This is a genomic window from Paracoccus sp. NSM (assembly GCF_052379855.1).
Classification (GTDB): domain Bacteria; phylum Pseudomonadota; class Alphaproteobacteria; order Rhodobacterales; family Rhodobacteraceae; genus Paracoccus.
The window spans coordinates 528,317-543,447 of record NZ_JBQTCG010000001.1; the positions used below are offsets into that span (position 1 = coordinate 528,317).

Consider the following 15,131-nt stretch of genomic DNA (forward strand, 5'->3'; position numbering starts at 1 on the left):
GCCCCCGACCGGGGGCCTTTTTCATGGGCTGAGCCCGCGCACCAAGAGGGCTTGCGCGACGGGCTGGCCGGTGGCAATGGAGCGGGCATGAGCAATCCGGATCAACAGGTGGCGCCCCGTCTGGCGCTGGTGACTGGGGCCTCGCGCGGGCTTGGCGCGGCCCTGGCCGAGGAACTGGCCCTGCGAGGCTATCACGTCCTGGCGGTGGCACGCACCGTCGGCGGGCTGGAGGAGCTGGACGACCGCATCCGCAAGGCGGGAGGCCAGGCGACGCTGGCGCCGATGGATGTGGCCGAACCGGCGGCAATGCAGCAGCTGGTCGAGGCCGTGGCCGGCCGTTGGGGCGGCGTCGATCTGTGGGCGCATTGCGCCATCCATGCCGCGCCGATGGCGCCCACGCCACATGTCAGCGGCAAGGATTGGTCGAAATCGCTGTTAATCAACGCCGATGTCACGCGCGGCCTGATCGCGCTGATCGAGCCCCTGCTGCGCCAGAAGAACGGCACGGCCCTGTTCTTCGACGACCCGCAGGCGGGGCGCAAGTTCATGGGCGCCTATGGCGCGACCAAGGCGGCGCAGATCGCGCTGGCGCGCAGCTGGCAGGCCGAGACGGCACAGATCGGCCCCCGCGTCGTGATCGAGACCCCCGCGTCCATGCCGACCGCCGTGCGCGCGCGCTTCTATCCGGGCGAGGACCGCGCCGCCCTGACCCCCTGCCGTGACGAGGCGCGCCGCATTCTGGACGCGCTACCCGCCTGATCCGCGCGCCTTGTGCGTCCCGCGACGCAGCGGGGGGCTGGCTGCCCCCCGCACCCCCCGCCACGCGCGGCCCGCAAGGTTGCGCGCTATTCGGGTCGTTCGCCCCAGGCAGCATCCTGCATCTCGCGCAGGCGGCTGGCGGTGCGTTCGAATTCGAAACTGCCCTCACCTTCGTTATAGAGCTGCTCGGGCTGGTCCGCGGCGCTGGCGATCAGGCGCACGCGGGCCTCGTAGAGGGCGTCGATGAGGGTGACGAAGCGCTTGGCCTCGTTGTAGTTCGACACTGACAGGCGGGGGATGCCGTCGATGAACAGCGTGTCCACCGCGCGCGAGATGCCAATGTAATCCGCCGGGCCGAGCGGCCTTCCGCAGAGATCCCAGAACCCCGCCCGCGCGATGCGCCCCGCTGTCTTGGGCAGGTCCACCAGACGGCCCTTGACCTCGATCTTCAAGGGCGCGGTCGCGCTGCCGCCGGTCATGTCGGACCAGAGCGCATCCATCGTCGCGCGCGCCTCGGCATCGGCGGGGGCGAACCAGACCTGACCGCCGGTCTGGCGGTTCTGGCGGTAATCGGTCTGGCTGTCGAGGCAGGTGACCTGCATCCTTTCGCGGATCAGCGCGATGAAGGGCAGGAAAAGCTGTCGGTTCAACCCGTGCTTGTAGAGATCCTCGGGCACCCGGTTCGAGGTCGTCACCACCGTCACGCCGTGGTCGAACAGGATCTGGAACAGCCGCCCGACGATCATCGCATCCGCGATGTCGGTGATCTGCATCTCGTCGAAGCACAACAGCCTGACCTGTCGGGCCACCTGTTGCGCGACGGGGCGGACGGTGTCCTGTTCGGCGCGTTTGCGCGCGGCCTCCAGCCCGGCCTGGATTTCCTGCATGAATTCGTGGAAATGCACCCGGCGGCTGGGGATGCCGGCCTCTTGCGCGGTCTGGGCCATCAGGTCCATCAGCATCGACTTGCCGCGCCCGACGCCGCCCCAGAGATAGAGGCCGCGCGCCGGCGCAGCCGCCGTATCACCCCCGCCCACACCCAGAAGCGCCCGCCAGCCAGACCGGGGGCGGGGCGCGGGGGCGGCCAGCATCTCGGTCAGGACGCGGTCGAGATCGGGCAGCACGGCCTCTTGCGCGGGGTCGGGGCGCAGCGCGCCCGAGGCCACCCGGTCGCGGTATCGCGTGCTGATCCTGCCCATCCCAAACGTCCCTGCCTGCCCGTTCCGCACGAACCCCTGCCACAGCGGCCCGCGCCGCCGCAAGGGGCATTGACCGCCCTGCATCAGCCATGCCACCCCTCGGGCAGACCCGCCGAAAACCGCGACAGGAGCCGTGATGACCCAAGCCCGCCCCGACCTGATCGCCGGTCTGCCGGTCCTGTTCGTGATGGCGGCGCGTGCCGAATACGGGCCTGCGCTGGCGGCGCGGATCAACCCGCTGATCACCGGGATCGGCCCGATCGAGGCCGCGGTGCAACTGACCGCCGCTCTGGCTGGGATGGCGGAACGCCCGCGCCTGATCGTCTCGCTTGGCTCGGCCGGATCGGCGCGGCTGGAGCAGGGGCAGGTCTATCAGGTCAGTCGCGTGGCCTGGCGCGACATCGACGCCTCGGCCCTCGGCTTTGCGCGCGGCACGGTGCCTCTGCTCGATCTGCCCGAAGAGGTCGCGCTGCCCCTGCGGATCGCGGGCATCCCCGAGGCCAGCCTGTCCACCGGCGGCAATATCGTCAGCGGGGCGGCCTATGACGCCATCGCGCAGGACATGGTCGATATGGAGACCTTCGCCCATCTGCGCGCGGCCGATTGGGCGGGTCTGCCGCTGATCGGGCTGCGCGGCATCTCGGACGGGGCCGAGGAATTGCGCGAACTGGCGGACTGGACGCAATATCTGGACGTGATCGACGAAAGGCTGGCCCAGGCCGTCGATGCGCTGGCAGAGGGCATCGCCTCGGGCGCCATCGCGCCCTGAGCGCGGCAGGGCGCCGCGCTTGTTTCCGGGACTTGCGCGGCCTAAACGGGGGCAGCAGCAAGGAAGACGATCATGGCACGCGGCACAAGCAACCTCGAGGATCGGCCGGTCAGCCGCAAGCTGGGGGCGCTGGCCGCCTTGTGGCCCTTTGTGCGGCCCTATCGCGGGCAGGTCGGTCTGGCGGTCGGCGCGCTGATCCTGACCTCGTTCATCAGCCTGATCCTGCCCTTGGCCGCGCGCCGGGTGGTGGATAATTTCGACGATGGGGCGGGGCTGCTGGACCAGTATTTCGGGGCGGCGCTGCTGGTCGTGGTCGGCCTCGCGCTTGGCACGGCGGCGCGATACTTCTTCGTCACGCGGTTGGGTGAACGGGTCGTGGCCGATATCCGCAAGGCCGTCTTTGCCCGCGTCATCACCCTGTCGCCCGCCTTTTTCGAACGCGTGATGACCGGCGAGATCCTGTCGCGCATCACCACCGACACGACGCTGATCCAGTCGGTCGTGGGCTCAAGCCTGTCCATCGCGCTGCGCAACGTGCTGCTGCTGACGGGCGGGCTGGCGATGCTGGCCGTGACCTCGACCAAGCTGATGGGGCTGGTCCTACTGATCGTGCCGGCGATCCTGATCCCGATCATCGTGCTGGGCCGCCGCCTGCGGCGGCTGTCGCGCGCCAATCAGGACTGGATCGCGGCCTCGTCCGGCGCGGCGTCCGAGGCGCTTTTGTCCGCCCAGACCGTGCAGGCCTATACCCATGAGCGGCGCAGCATCGACGGCTTCGACCGCGTGACCGAAAGCTCTTACGTCTCGGCGATGCAGCGGGTGGGGACGCGGGCGGTGATGACCGCGATCGTGATCTTCCTGATCTTTGCGGGGATCATCGGCGTTCTCTGGATCGGCGCGCGCGATGTGCGCGAGGGCGTGATGAGCGCGGGCGAGCTGGTGCAGTTCGTGATCTACGCCATTCTCGTGGCCGGGGCGGCAGGCGCCCTGTCCGAGGTCTGGGGCGAATTGCAGCGCGCCGCCGGTGCGACCGAGCGTCTGTCGGAATTGCTGGCGGCCGAGGATACGCTGGCCGATCCGGTCGCGCCCCTGCCGCTGCCGCGCCCCCTGCGCGGTGAGATCGCGCTGGAGGGGGTGGGCTTCCGCTTCCCCTCGCGCCCGGACGCGCCCGCGCTGGACGGCGTCGATCTGCGGATCAGGCCCGGCGAGACAGTGGCCCTGGTCGGGCCGTCAGGGGCGGGCAAGACGACCGTGATCCAGCTGATCCAGCGTTTCTGGGACCCGCAGGAGGGGCGCGTGACGCTGGACGGGATCGACCTGCGCGACATGGCGCGGGCCGATTTCCGGGGCCGGATCGCGCTGGTCCCGCAGGACCCCGTGATCTTTGCCGCCACCGCGCGCGAGAACATCCGGCTGGGCCGCCCCGAGGCCAGCGATGCCGAGGTCGAGGCCGCCGCGCGCGCGGCCCATGCCCATGACTTCATCGCCGCCTTGCCGCAGGGCTACGACACCGCGCTTGGCGAACGGGGCGTGATGCTGTCGGGCGGGCAGCGCCAGCGCGTCGCCATCGCGCGGGCGATCCTGCGCGACGCGCCGATCCTGCTGCTGGACGAGGCGACCAGCGCGCTGGACGCCGAATCCGAATCGCTGGTGCAGGCCGCCGTGGCGCGGCTGGCCGAGGGGCGCACGACGGTGGTTGTCGCGCATCGCCTGGCGACGGTGAAGCAAGCCGACCGGATCATCGTGATGGATCAGGGACGTATCGTCGCCGAGGGCACGCATGACGGGCTTGTGGCCGAGGGCGGGCTTTATGCGCGTCTGGCCCGGATGCAGTTCACCGACGGGCCGCGCGGCACGGGTGAGGCCGCCTGAGCGGGTCGCCGCGTCGCCGGCCATCGAGGCCGGCGCCACGGCGGCGGACGTCCCGGCAGGCCGGGCCGACCGCGAAGCCTGCGCGGGCCTAGCGCGGCGCCGCGAGGATCAGCGCCCAATAGACCTGACCATTCGCATCCGTCGCCCGCGCCAATCCTGCATCGCGCAGGCGGCGGTTGACCAGATTGGCGCGGTGCGGAGACGATTGCATCCAGGTCGCGATCATTCCGCCCTCTTCCCCCGGGCCGGCGCCGATATTCTCGGCCGCGATGCTGGCGCGGTAGCCCGCCGCCCTGAGGCGCTGGACGGGCGGGGCGCCGTGGCTCAGCCGACCTTGCCGGGCCATCTGGCAAGCCTGCCGCGACGCGGCCTCGATCAGCGCGGGGTGCGGGGTGACAGGTGTTGCGCCCCGTGCGCTGCGGTTGCGGTTGATTATCTCCAACGCGGCCGAAAGCTGCTCTGGCGGAGTGGCTGTGCATTGCGCCGCCGAAGCGCCATGTGGCACGGTCACTAGGAGCGGCAGCGCCAGGCTGGCGGCGGCGATCATCAAAGGCAGGATACGGCTTCCCGGCATGGCGCTTTCCGTCTGATGGTGGGCAAGGACGAAGCTAACCGCAGGGCTGCGCGGGTCAATCCCGACGGCGCTGGTTGCGGCTGGGCGCGGAATAGACCGCCGTCCAGTAGCGGGTCCGGCCATCTGCCGCCACGGCCTGCCCGATCCCCACATCGCGGATCTGCGGCAGCAGCATGTTGGCCCTATGCCCGGCCGAGGTTGCCCATTCGTTCAGCACCCGCTCAAGCGAGAAGGGCCCTGCCGCGATGTTCTCGGCCGAGATGGCGGGCCGGTATCCCTGTGCCCGCAGCCGGTCGCCCGGCCCTGACGTGGTGCTGCCGATATGCGTCATCCGCCCCCGCTCGGCCATGTCGCAGGCATGGCGCGCCGCGACCTCGGCCAGAAGGCTGTTCGATTGCACCGGGGGCAGGCCTGCCTGCCGGCGCGCCTGGTTCGTGCTGGCCGCGAGGCGCTGGTTCTGCATCGTGCTGGTGCCGACGCAATCCGCCGGGCCGGGCTGGCCGACCTGCACCGCATAAGGATCGTGCCCCTGTGGTCCCTTGGCAGGCCCACCGCCGCAGGCAGCCAACAGCAGGAGCAGGGGCAGCAGGGGGGCCTTTGTGATGTCGATCGTCATGGAAAGCTCGTCTCTTGCGTCTGTCACTAAACCTATGGGAGAGTCATGAACAGCCAGTTTATCGGATTGTTCCCGTGTCGTGCTGCAAGTCGCGCGCCGCCACGTCGCCCGGTTTGACGCGGCGTTCCGTCGCAATCGGGGGCCGCGAGGGGTTGCCCCGTTTTCCCGCTTGCGCGCATTGTCGGGCCACGAGACGCCAAGGCTACGCCGCGAGGGGGCGGCCAGGGGAGGATAGAATGGCAAAATTCAGCACCTACGCGGATCGCGACCGGGTCGAACGGGAATGCGCCTACGAGGCGCGCGACCTGCCGGTGACGATCCATCAGTTCCTCTCGGCGACGGCGGCGCGGTTCCCGGACCGGCCTGCGATCTCGTTCCAGCTTCTGTCGGGGCCGAACGATCCGGCCACCACCATGACCTGGTCCGAACTGCTGGCCCGCGTGACCGAGACCGCCAACCTGTTCCGCAGCCTGGGCGTGGGCCCCACCGATACCGTCGCCTATCTGCTGCCCAACAGCATCGAGACGCCCGTGGTCCTGCTGGCAGGCGCCACGGCGGGGATCGTGAACCCGATCAACCCGCTGCTGGATGCGACCCAGATCGCGGGCATCCTGCGCGAGACGCGCGCCAAGGTGCTGGTCACGCTGAAGGCCTTTCCCAAGACCGACGTGGCCCAGAAAGCCGCCGAGGCCGTGGCGCAGGCCCCCGGCGTCACCCATGTGGTCGAGATCGACCTGAACCGCCACCTGCGCGGCCTCAAGCGGTTCATCGTGCCGCTGATCCGGCCCAAGGTGAGGGTGACGCACAAGGCCAAGGTCCTGGATTTCGAGGCCGCCGTCAGCGCGCGCAACCACAACCGGCTGGAATTCGACGATCCGAAACAGGACCGCGTCGCCGCCTATTTCCACACCGGCGGCACGACCGGGACGCCCAAGGTCGCGCAGCACAAATACAGCGGCATGATCTATAACGGCTGGCTGGGCGGCACGCTTCTGTTCGACGAAACCGACGTGCTGATGTGCCCCTTGCCGATGTTCCACGTCTTCGCGGCCTATCCGGTGCTGATGTCCTGCATCGCGTCCGGGGCGCATGTGGTCATGCCGACGCCCGCCGGATATCGCGGCGACGGGGTGTTCGACAATTTCTGGAAGCTGATCGAGCGCTGGCAGGCCACGTTCCTGATCACTGTTCCGACCGCCATTGCCGCGCTGATGCAGCGCCCGGTCGATGCCGATGTCAGCACGCTGAAGACGGCGATTTCAGGCTCGGCGCCGCTGCCGATCGAGCTTTACAACCGCTTCAAGGCCGCCACCGGCGTCGAGATCGCCGAAGGCTACGGCCTGACCGAGGCGACCTGTCTGGTCAGCTGCAACCCCGTGGACGGGCTGAAAAAGGTCGGCTCGGTCGGGGTGCCGCTGCCCTATACGCATGTCCGCATCCTGAACCACGACGATGCGGGGCGCGTGCATGAATGCGCGACCGACGAGGTTGGCGAGATCTGCATCGCCAATCCGGGCGTCTTCCCCGGCTCGACCTATACCGAGGCCGACAAGAACCATAAGCTGTTCGCCGAGGACATCTATCTGCGGACCGGCGATCTGGGGCGGATCGACGCCGACGGCTATCTGTGGATCACCGGCCGGGCGAAGGACCTGATCATCCGCGGCGGCCACAATATCGACCCCGCCGAGATCGAGGAGGGGCTGCTCTCGCATCCCGCTGTCGCCTTTGTGGGCGCTATCGGCCAGCCGGACAGCTTCGCGGGCGAATTGCCTTGCGCCTATGTGGAACTGATCGGCGGGGCCTCGGTCACGGTCGAGGACCTGGCCGCCCATGCCCGCGAGCACATCCACGAACGCGCCGCGATCCCGAAACATATCGAGATCCTGCCCGAACTGCCCAAGACCGCGGTCGGCAAGATCTTCAAGCCCGATCTGCGCAAGCTGGCGATCACCCGCGTCTATGACGAGGCGCTGGCCGGAACCGGCGCGCGGGTCGAGATTGTGCGCGAGGACAAGAAGCGCGGTCTGGTCGCCCATCTGGCCCGCGAAGGCGGCGTGAACGAGGCCGAGATCCGCAAGCGGCTGGGGCAGTTCACGACGCCCTGGGATTGGGCGTGATCCCGTGACAGGGGGCCGGGCGCATCGCCCGGCCTTTGCCGTTCAGGCGCCGCGGTCCTGTTCGTCCTTGGCCCAGAGATAGCCGATGAAAGCGCCCTTGATCAGGCGCAGCATGACCAGCGTGGCGACAGTCATGATGACGCTGACCACGATCAGCAGCGTCACAGGGTCCAGCCGCCAGATTGCCCAGGTGAAGCCGATCACCGGGATCAGCAGCAAAAGCGCCGCCGTCATCGCAAAGAAGGCCGGTCCGTCCGCCGCCGGATAGCGGCCAAGCGGCGCGCGGCAATGCGGGCATTCGGCGTTCACCGTCAGATAGCCGCGCAGCAATTGCCCTTCGCCGCATTTGGGGCAGCGATTGGCAAGGCCGCGCATCACGGCCTGACGGCTGTCACGGATTTCTGTCATCTTACACCTCCTCGGGACGCAACCATCGGCAGGCCGAAGGGTTGCGCGGGTTCAGCCATTCTCGCGCAGGACGCGCCCGGCCAGATAGAGCGAGCCGCAGATCAGGATGCGCGCCTGCGGCTCGGACGCCGCCAGCGCGCGGATCGCGGTGGCCGCGTCGGGCGCGGTCGTGGCGCTGATGCCACATTCGGCGGCATGGCGCGCGGTCTCGGTCGCGGGCAGGGTGTTCTGCTCGCCCGGAATGTCGATGGCGGTCAGGCTGGCGGCATGGGCGGCCAAGGGGCGCAGATAGCCCGAGACATCCTTGGTGTTCAGCATCCCGCAGACCAGATGCGTCGGGCGCGCAGGCATGGCGGCCAGGGTCGCTGCCAGCGCCTCGCCCCCCGCCGGGTTATGGCCGCCATCCAGCCACAATTCGGCCTGACCCGCCAGATCGACCAGAGGGCCGCGCGTCAGGCGTTGCATCCGGGCGGGCCATTCGGCGCGGGTCACGGCGGCGCGGGCCTGCGCCTCGGTCGCGCCAAGCGCGCGCAGGGCGGCCAGAGCGGTGCCTGCGTTCTGGATCTGGTGCGGCCCGATCAGGTTCGGCAGCGGCAGATCCCAAAGCCCGTGATCGTCCTGAAAGACCATCCCGTCGCGGTCGGGCTGGATCATCCAGTGCTGGCCATGCGCAATGATCGGCGCGGTCAGGCCCATGGCGCGGGCCTCGATCACGCGCAGCCCTTCCTCGGATTGGGGGGCCACGATGACCGGCACGCGGGGCTTGATAATGCCCGCCTTTTCGCCCGCGATCAGGGCGACCGTTTCGCCCAGATATTGTTGATGATCCAGCGAGACGGGTGTGATCACGGTCAGGCGCGGGTCCGTGATCACATTCGTCGCGTCAAGGCGCCCGCCCAGTCCGACCTCGAGCAGGGTGTAATCGGCGGGGACGCGCGAAAAGGCCAGGAAGGCGGCGGCGGTCGTGATCTCGAAGAAGGTGATCGGCTGGCCGTCATTGGCGGCCTCGCATTCCTCGAGCGTGGCGGCCAGCAGATCCTCCGGGATCAGATCGCCCGCAAGACGGATGCGTTCGTGGAAGAAGGCCAGATGCGGCGAGGTATAAGCATGGACGCGCGCGCCCCCGGCCTCGAGCCCCGCGCGTATCATCGCCTGCGTGCTGCCCTTGCCGTTGGTGCCCGCGATGTGGATGACCGGCGGGATCTTGCGTTCGGGATTGCCAAGCGCGGCCAGGATGCGGTGCATCCGGTCCAGCGACAGGTCGATGATCTTGGGGTGCAACGCCATAAGGCGGGACAGGATCTGGTCGGATCGGCTCATGGCACGCGGCCCTCTGGGGGGAGGGCGCCGGGGGCCAGCCCCCGGACCCCCGGGATATTTGGGTGAAGAAGAAACGGCGGGCGCCGTCCTGAGGCGCCCCGTCGCATCGGACCGTCAGGCCTGCGCGGGTTCGGGGGCTGTTTCGGTCGCCGGTTCGGGGGCGGGCAGGTCGGCGCGCGTGGGCGCGGGCTGGCCGGTGAGCATCCGCAGGATCGAGATCAGCTCGTCGCGCAGCGCCTTGCGGTGCGTTACGCGGTCGAGCATGCCGTGTTCCAGCAGGTATTCGGCGCGCTGGAAGCCCTCGGGCAGTTTTTCACGGATAGTCTGTTCGATCACGCGCGGGCCGGCGAAGCAGATCAGCGCGTTGGGTTCCGCGATCTGGATGTCGCCCAGCATGGCGTAGCTGGCCGTCACGCCGCCCGTGGTCGGGTGGGTCAGGACGACGATATAGGGGATGCCGGCCTCTTTCAGCATCTCGACCGCGACGGTGGTGCGGGGCATCTGCATCAGCGACAGGATGCCTTCCTGCATGCGGGCGCCGCCTGCGGCCGAGAAGAGGACCAGCGGCTTGCCGGTCTGGACCGCGCGCTCGGCCGCCGCGATGATCGCGTTGCCGACATACATGCCCATCGAGCCGCCCATGAAGCTGAAATCCTGGCCCACGGCGATCAGGGGGGTGCGGCCGATCTCGCCCTCGGCGACCAGCATGGCCTCTTTCTCGCCGGTGGATTTCTGCGCGGCCTTCATCCGGTCGGGATACTTCTTCTGGTCGCGGAAATGCAGCGGGTCGGCGATGGGTTCGGGGACCTTCACCTCAACGAAGGCACCGCCGTCGAACAGCGCGGAAAAGCGCGCCCGCGGCGTGATCGCCATGTGGTGGTCGCAATTCGTGCAGACGTTCAGGTTGTCGCTCAGTTCGCGGTGGAACAGCATCGTCCCGCATTCGGGGCATTTCGTCCACAGGTTCTCGGGCACTTCGCGCCGCGAGAACAGCGAGTTGATGCGCGGGCGGACGTAGTTCGTGATCCAGTTCATCGCGAATGGCCTTGGCTGTTTCAGCGCCTCAAATAGGCCGGAAGGCGGGGAATTGCAATTGCCGGGGTCCGCGCGGATGATGCGCGCATGTGGGCCAGCCTGTTCTTCGTGATGCACACCACCCTGTCGCTGGTCATCGTGGCCCGCGTGCTGCTGCGCCCCAGGGTCGAGCCGTCGATCCGGCTGGCCTGGATCATGGTGATCGAGGCCGTGCCGCTGATCGGGATCGTGGCCTATCTGCTGTTCGGCGAGGTCCGGATGCGGCAGGCCGATGTGCAGCGCATGGCCGATGCCCGTGACCGCCTGACCGGCCTGCGCGGCCAGAGCCCCTGGGTCGCCGTCGAGCCGCCCGAGGCCGTGCGCCCGGTGATGGCGGCCAATGCCGCCGTGGGCGGGATGACCGCCCTGTCGGGCAACCGGCTGCGTCTGCTGGAGGAATCGGACGCGGCCATCGACCGGCTGGTCGAGGCGATCGACGCCGCGCGCGATCATGTCCATGTGCTGTTCTACATCTGGCTGCCCGATGCCAGCGGCACCAAGATCGCCGAGGCCGTCATCCGCGCCGAGGCGCGCGGCGTCGAGTGCCGCGTGATCGTGGACGCGCTTGGCTCGCGCGCGCTGGTGCGGTCGGACCTGTGGGAGCGGATGAGCCAGGCTGGCGCGGAATGCGTGACGGCCTTTCCCATCGGGCTGCCCTTTGTCAGCATGCTGTTCCAGCGGCTGGATCTGCGCAATCACCGCAAGATCCTGGTGATCGACAACCGGCTGGCCTTTACCGGCAGCCGCAATTGCGCCGACATGGCCTTTGCGATCAAGCCGCGCCACGCGCCTTGGGTCGATATCCTCGTCTCGGTCGAGGGGCCGGTCGTGCGGCAGTTGCAGGCCGTCTTTCTGGGCGACTGGATGAGCTATACGGGCCGCGATCTGGGCCACATGCTGCAACCGGTGGAACCCGTCGCCGCGCCGGGCAAGCTGGCGCAGGTGGTGGCGACCGGGCCGGACCTGCGCGCGGGCAGCGTGTCGGATTGCCTGTCGGGGATGCTGCATCAGGCGCGCGAGCGGGTGGTCATCACCACGCCCTATTACGTCCCCGACGCGGCGCTGGATGCCGCGATCCGGGCCGCCGCGCGGCGGGGCGTGCAGGTCACGATGATCCTGCCCGCGCGCAATGACAGCCTGATCGTGGGCGCGACCAGCCAGGGGTTCTACGACGGGCTTCTGGCTGCGGGCGTTCGGCTGATGCTGTTTGATCGCGGCTTGCTGCATTCCAAGATCATGACCGTGGACGGGCGCATGGCGATGATCGGCAGCGCCAATCTGGACCGCCGCAGCTTCGAGCTGAACTACGAGGTCAACATGGGCGTGTTCGACCCCGACTTCATCGCCGCGCTGGACCAGCGGCAGGCAAGCTATGCGGCCCGCGCGCGGGCGCTGACCCTGGACGAGGTCCGCGGCTGGAGCGCGGCGCGGCGGCTGCGCAACAACCTGCTGGCCATCGCCTCGCCGCTTTTGTGAGCCACGCAGGGCTTGCCCCGGCGCGCGGGACGGGGCCAGATGGGCGCAACCGCAATCAGGAGGATGCGATGTCGGGCAGCGACGCACAGAACCACCGGCTTGAGGATCATCAGATCGCCGACAGGCTGGCCGCGCTTGAGGGTTGGGTCCGGTCGTCGGACGGGCTGCGGATCAGCCGCCGCTTCGCCTTCAAGGGCTTTGCGGCGGCCGTCGAGATGGCCAATCTGGCCGCCTGGCTGGGCAACCGGCGCGACCATCACCCCGACATCGCCTTTGGCTGGGGATATTGCGAGGTGACCTACACCACCCACGATGCCGGTGGTCTGACCGACAGGGATCTGGACGCGGCTGCGGCCTTGAACGCGCTGGTCGCCTGACGCGGCCTTGCCGAGGGGCGTCCTGCGCACTATCCCCAAGGGGTGACGACGCGGCATGGCCAGTGGCGGGACGAATCGGCCCGCATTGCCGGTCGTGGCGTGTGCCTGTCTGCGATTCGAGGGTTTTTCGGTTCATGAGACGTCTGGAACAGAACTGGCTGTCACGGCGCATCCGCCGGCGCGCCGCGCTGCATTGGGACGCGATCCTGTCCTCGCTCAAGGCTGACGAAAGGCCGCTGCGGGCCAGCACCCGCGACGAGGCGCTGAGCCTGCATGCGATCCTCGGGCAGCTGCTGCACCGGACCGAGGCCGCCCTGACCGCCGCGCGCGGATCGCTGGCGCGGATGGCGCTGCCCGCCGGAACCGACTGGCGCTGGCGGCCGCAGATCCTGCAGGCGCGGATCGGCCAGCGCTCGCTGGTGGCGCCGCAAAGCGGGGCATGGCTGTCGCCGGAAGTCTCGCTCTATCACGACTGCCCCGACCGCGCGCTGATCCTGCGCCAGCGCCGCAATCGCCGCCAGACCGACCTGACCGACTACGCGCTGGTGCTGGAGGTGCTGGGCTTTCGCGGCAGCTACCTGTCCTATTCGCTCGGCCTGCCCCCCGAGGCGGTGCGCGATCTGGCCGGGCATCACATCATCCGCCTCGAGGCGCTGATGGAAGCCGAGCGCCCGATCACGCTTTATGCCCGCCTGAACATCCAGCAGGGGCCGAACACCGAGACCATGCTGCGCAAGATGGGCGACGATATCGACGGCAAGGAAGCGAGGCGCGTGATCGAATTCGACCTTGGCTATGCCGAGCTTTCGGCCCGCAAGGTGGACAAGGCCTGGATCGACCTGATCCTCGAGGCGCCTGGCATGAATGCCGTCACGCTGCGCGACATCGTTCTGTCGCGCCATCCGCGCGCCCAGATCTGAGGGGGACATGATGCTGCAATTCGAAAGCCACAATGTCAGGGGCGGAACATGGCGTGGGCGGCTGTCGGGCGGCGCGGCGCCCGACCGCGTGGTTCTGTCCCATCAGGGCGAGACCGTCGCCGAGGCCCGGCTGACCGCCGATGGCGATGGCTGGCGGGTCGAGGTTGATCTGCCCGGCGCGGTCGTCTCGGACGGGGTGCAGACGCTGATCCTGCTGGCCGAGACGGACGACCAGCCGCCCGCCACGCTGGCGCGGCTGGCGCTGCTGGCCGGGCGCCCGCTGGAGGACGACCTGCTGGCCGAGATCGCCGCGCTGCGCGCCGAGTTGGAACTGGTCAAGCGAGAGCTGCGCAAGGTGGCGCAACCGCAGGGCTGAGGGCCGCTTTTGCGACGCGTGGGCGGGACTGCGCGGCGGTCACTGGCCTGTCATGGTTTCTTGCGAAAAGCGGGACTGGTCTTTATATCGCGGTTTCCCGCCGCTTCGTGATGCCCGCCCGCCATGCCCGCCTGACAAGAAGGTTCGCCCATGACCCTGCCGCAGACGCCCCATTACCTGATCGACCTTGCCCGGCTGCGTGCGAACATGGACAAGATCGCCCACCTGCGCGAGGCCTCGGGCGCCAAGGCGCTGCTGGCGCTGAAATGCTTCGCCACCTGGTCGGTCTTTGACCACATGCGCGATTTCATGGACGGCACGACCTCGTCCTCGCTTTACGAATTGCGGCTGGGGCGCGAGACCTTCGGCAAGGAAACCCACGCCTATTCCGTCGCCTGGGCCGATCACGAGATCGACGAGGCGATCGGCTATGCCGACAAGATCATCTTCAACAGCCTGGGCCAGCTGGACCGCTATGCCGACCGCGCGCAGGCGGCGGGGATCGCCGCCGGGCTGCGGCTGAACCCGCGTTTCTCCACCTCGGGCTTCGATCTGGCGGACCCGGCGCGACCCTTCTCGCGCCTTGGGGAATGGGACATGGCGCAGCTGGAACAGTCGCTGGACCGCATCAGCGGCGTGATGATCCACTACAATTGCGAGAACGCGGATTTCGACCTGTTCGACCGGCAACTGACCCGGATCGAGGACGAGTTCGGCGCCCTTCTGCACCGGCTGGACTGGGTCTCGCTTGGCGGCGGCATCCACTTCACCGGCGAGGGCTACCCGCTGGACCGTCTGGCCGCACGGCTGCGGGCGTTCCAGGACCGCTTCGGCGTGCAGGCCTATCTGGAACCGGGCGAGGCCAGCATCACCGAGACGACCACGCTTGAGGTCAGCGTGCTGGACATCATCGACAACGGCAAGCAGGTCGCCATCGTGGACAGTTCGACCGAGGCGCATATGCTGGACCTGCTGATCTATCGCCAGGACGCCAAGCTGCCCGACGAGGGGCCGCACGAATACCAGATCGCGGGCAAGACCTGCCTTGCGGGCGACATCTTCGGCACCGCGCGTCTGGCGCGGCCCCTGCAAATCGGGGACCGCATCAGCATCCGCGACGCGGCGGGCTACACGATGGTCAAGAAGAACTGGTTCAACGGCGTGGCCATGCCCGCCATCGCCCACCGGCTTGAGGACGGAACGATCCGCACCGTCCGCAGCTTTGACTATGACGATTACAAGGCCAGCCTTTCCTGACGGCCTCCCATCCT

General features: G+C 68.7%; 15 protein-coding genes. 9 read left to right on the forward strand and 6 right to left on the reverse strand.

The window, feature by feature from the left end; all coding sequences use genetic code 11:
* Positions 1-87: 87 nt before the first annotated feature.
* The gene (locus ACTZWU_RS02525) at positions 88-759 is read left to right on the forward strand and encodes an SDR family NAD(P)-dependent oxidoreductase (protein WP_444735772.1); all 672 of its coding nucleotides are present in this window, start codon (positions 88-90) and stop codon (positions 757-759) included.
* 86 nt (positions 760-845) lie between these two features.
* Here the strand turns inward: ACTZWU_RS02525 and zapE are convergent, their stop codons facing one another.
* Positions 846-1,958 (reverse strand): cell division protein ZapE, encoded by a 1,113-nt coding sequence (zapE, locus tag ACTZWU_RS02530; protein ID WP_444735773.1) that lies wholly within the window; start codon positions 1,956-1,958, stop codon positions 846-848.
* A gap of 136 nt (positions 1,959-2,094) precedes the next feature.
* On the opposite strand from zapE, the gene ACTZWU_RS02535 reads away from it, so the two are divergent.
* Together ACTZWU_RS02535 and ACTZWU_RS02540 are read left to right on the forward strand one after the other, a co-directional pair.
* Positions 2,095-2,727, forward strand: coding sequence for a 5'-methylthioadenosine/S-adenosylhomocysteine nucleosidase (locus ACTZWU_RS02535; RefSeq protein ID WP_444735774.1), 633 nt, complete (start codon positions 2,095-2,097; stop codon positions 2,725-2,727).
* A 72-nt stretch (positions 2,728-2,799) separates the two neighbouring features.
* Positions 2,800-4,599, forward strand: coding sequence for an ABC transporter transmembrane domain-containing protein (locus ACTZWU_RS02540; RefSeq protein WP_444735775.1), 1,800 nt, complete (start codon positions 2,800-2,802; stop codon positions 4,597-4,599).
* 88 nt (positions 4,600-4,687) lie between these two features.
* Here ACTZWU_RS02540 and ACTZWU_RS02545 read toward each other — a convergent pair whose 3' ends face one another.
* Entirely contained in the window at positions 4,688-5,173 is a 486-nt protein-coding gene (locus ACTZWU_RS02545; protein WP_444735776.1) for a CAP domain-containing protein, read from the reverse strand.
* 55 nt (positions 5,174-5,228) lie between these two features.
* On the reverse strand, positions 5,229-5,789 hold the full coding sequence (locus ACTZWU_RS02550; protein ID WP_444735777.1) for a CAP domain-containing protein: 561 nt from the start codon (positions 5,787-5,789) through the stop codon (positions 5,229-5,231).
* 236 nt (positions 5,790-6,025) lie between these two features.
* On the opposite strand from ACTZWU_RS02550, the gene ACTZWU_RS02555 reads away from it, so the two are divergent.
* The gene (locus ACTZWU_RS02555) at positions 6,026-7,909 is read left to right on the forward strand and encodes an acyl-CoA synthetase (protein ID WP_444735778.1); all 1,884 of its coding nucleotides are present in this window, start codon (positions 6,026-6,028) and stop codon (positions 7,907-7,909) included.
* A 42-nt stretch (positions 7,910-7,951) separates the two neighbouring features.
* Here the strand turns inward: ACTZWU_RS02555 and ACTZWU_RS02560 are convergent, their stop codons facing one another.
* The 3 genes from ACTZWU_RS02560 to accD all read right to left on the reverse strand — a co-directional run bounded on the left by ACTZWU_RS02560 (position 7,952) and on the right by accD (position 10,672).
* Positions 7,952-8,317: a DUF983 domain-containing protein gene (locus ACTZWU_RS02560; protein WP_444735779.1), complete on the reverse strand. Its 366-nt coding sequence runs from the start codon at positions 8,315-8,317 to the stop codon at positions 7,952-7,954.
* A gap of 51 nt (positions 8,318-8,368) precedes the next feature.
* On the reverse strand, positions 8,369-9,637 hold the full coding sequence (locus ACTZWU_RS02565; RefSeq protein WP_444735780.1) for a bifunctional folylpolyglutamate synthase/dihydrofolate synthase: 1,269 nt from the start codon (positions 9,635-9,637) through the stop codon (positions 8,369-8,371).
* Positions 9,638-9,751: 114 nt separating this feature from the next.
* A complete protein-coding gene (gene accD / locus ACTZWU_RS02570) occupies positions 9,752-10,672 on the reverse strand; it encodes an acetyl-CoA carboxylase, carboxyltransferase subunit beta (RefSeq protein WP_444735781.1) in 921 nt (306 codons plus the stop codon).
* A gap of 87 nt (positions 10,673-10,759) precedes the next feature.
* Between accD and cls the strand changes: the two genes are divergently transcribed.
* From cls to ACTZWU_RS02595, 5 genes are all read left to right on the forward strand, one after another.
* The gene (cls, locus tag ACTZWU_RS02575; protein WP_444735782.1) at positions 10,760-12,187 is read left to right on the forward strand and encodes a cardiolipin synthase; all 1,428 of its coding nucleotides are present in this window, start codon (positions 10,760-10,762) and stop codon (positions 12,185-12,187) included.
* 68 nt (positions 12,188-12,255) lie between these two features.
* Complete coding sequence (locus ACTZWU_RS02580; RefSeq protein WP_444735783.1) at positions 12,256-12,564, forward strand: 4a-hydroxytetrahydrobiopterin dehydratase; 309 nt, start codon at positions 12,256-12,258, stop codon at positions 12,562-12,564.
* Between the two features lie 134 nt (positions 12,565-12,698).
* Positions 12,699-13,484, forward strand: a complete 786-nt coding sequence (locus ACTZWU_RS02585) for a DUF6478 family protein (RefSeq protein WP_444735784.1) — start codon at positions 12,699-12,701, stop codon at positions 13,482-13,484.
* A 7-nt stretch (positions 13,485-13,491) separates the two neighbouring features.
* On the forward strand, positions 13,492-13,860 hold the full coding sequence (locus ACTZWU_RS02590; protein WP_444735785.1) for a hypothetical protein: 369 nt from the start codon (positions 13,492-13,494) through the stop codon (positions 13,858-13,860).
* A gap of 156 nt (positions 13,861-14,016) precedes the next feature.
* A complete protein-coding gene (locus ACTZWU_RS02595) occupies positions 14,017-15,117 on the forward strand; it encodes a carboxynorspermidine decarboxylase (RefSeq protein WP_444735889.1) in 1,101 nt (366 codons plus the stop codon).
* Positions 15,118-15,131: the final 14 nt, after the last annotated feature.

Bases quoted from the DNA above. Each gene is read 5' to 3' on its own strand.
- ACTZWU_RS02565 (WP_444735780.1), bottom strand. From the start codon at position 9,637: ATGAGCCGATCCGACCAGATCCTGTCCCGCCTTATGGCGTTGCACCCC.
- accD (WP_444735781.1), bottom strand. From the start codon at position 10,672: ATGAACTGGATCACGAACTACGTCCGCCCGCGCATCAACTCGCTGTTC.
- ACTZWU_RS02550 (WP_444735777.1), bottom strand. From the start codon at position 5,789: ATGACGATCGACATCACAAAGGCCCCCCTGCTGCCCCTGCTCCTGCTG.
- zapE (WP_444735773.1), bottom strand. From the start codon at position 1,958: ATGGGCAGGATCAGCACGCGATACCGCGACCGGGTGGCCTCGGGCGCG.
- ACTZWU_RS02535 (WP_444735774.1), top strand. From the start codon at position 2,095: ATGACCCAAGCCCGCCCCGACCTGATCGCCGGTCTGCCGGTCCTGTTC.
- ACTZWU_RS02580 (WP_444735783.1), top strand. From the start codon at position 12,256: ATGTCGGGCAGCGACGCACAGAACCACCGGCTTGAGGATCATCAGATC.
- ACTZWU_RS02545 (WP_444735776.1), bottom strand. From the start codon at position 5,173: ATGCCGGGAAGCCGTATCCTGCCTTTGATGATCGCCGCCGCCAGCCTG.
- cls (WP_444735782.1), top strand. From the start codon at position 10,760: ATGTGGGCCAGCCTGTTCTTCGTGATGCACACCACCCTGTCGCTGGTC.
- ACTZWU_RS02540 (WP_444735775.1), top strand. From the start codon at position 2,800: ATGGCACGCGGCACAAGCAACCTCGAGGATCGGCCGGTCAGCCGCAAG.
- ACTZWU_RS02525 (WP_444735772.1), top strand. From the start codon at position 88: ATGAGCAATCCGGATCAACAGGTGGCGCCCCGTCTGGCGCTGGTGACT.
- ACTZWU_RS02560 (WP_444735779.1), bottom strand. From the start codon at position 8,317: ATGACAGAAATCCGTGACAGCCGTCAGGCCGTGATGCGCGGCCTTGCC.
- ACTZWU_RS02555 (WP_444735778.1), top strand. From the start codon at position 6,026: ATGGCAAAATTCAGCACCTACGCGGATCGCGACCGGGTCGAACGGGAA.
- ACTZWU_RS02590 (WP_444735785.1), top strand. From the start codon at position 13,492: ATGATGCTGCAATTCGAAAGCCACAATGTCAGGGGCGGAACATGGCGT.
- ACTZWU_RS02585 (WP_444735784.1), top strand. From the start codon at position 12,699: ATGAGACGTCTGGAACAGAACTGGCTGTCACGGCGCATCCGCCGGCGC.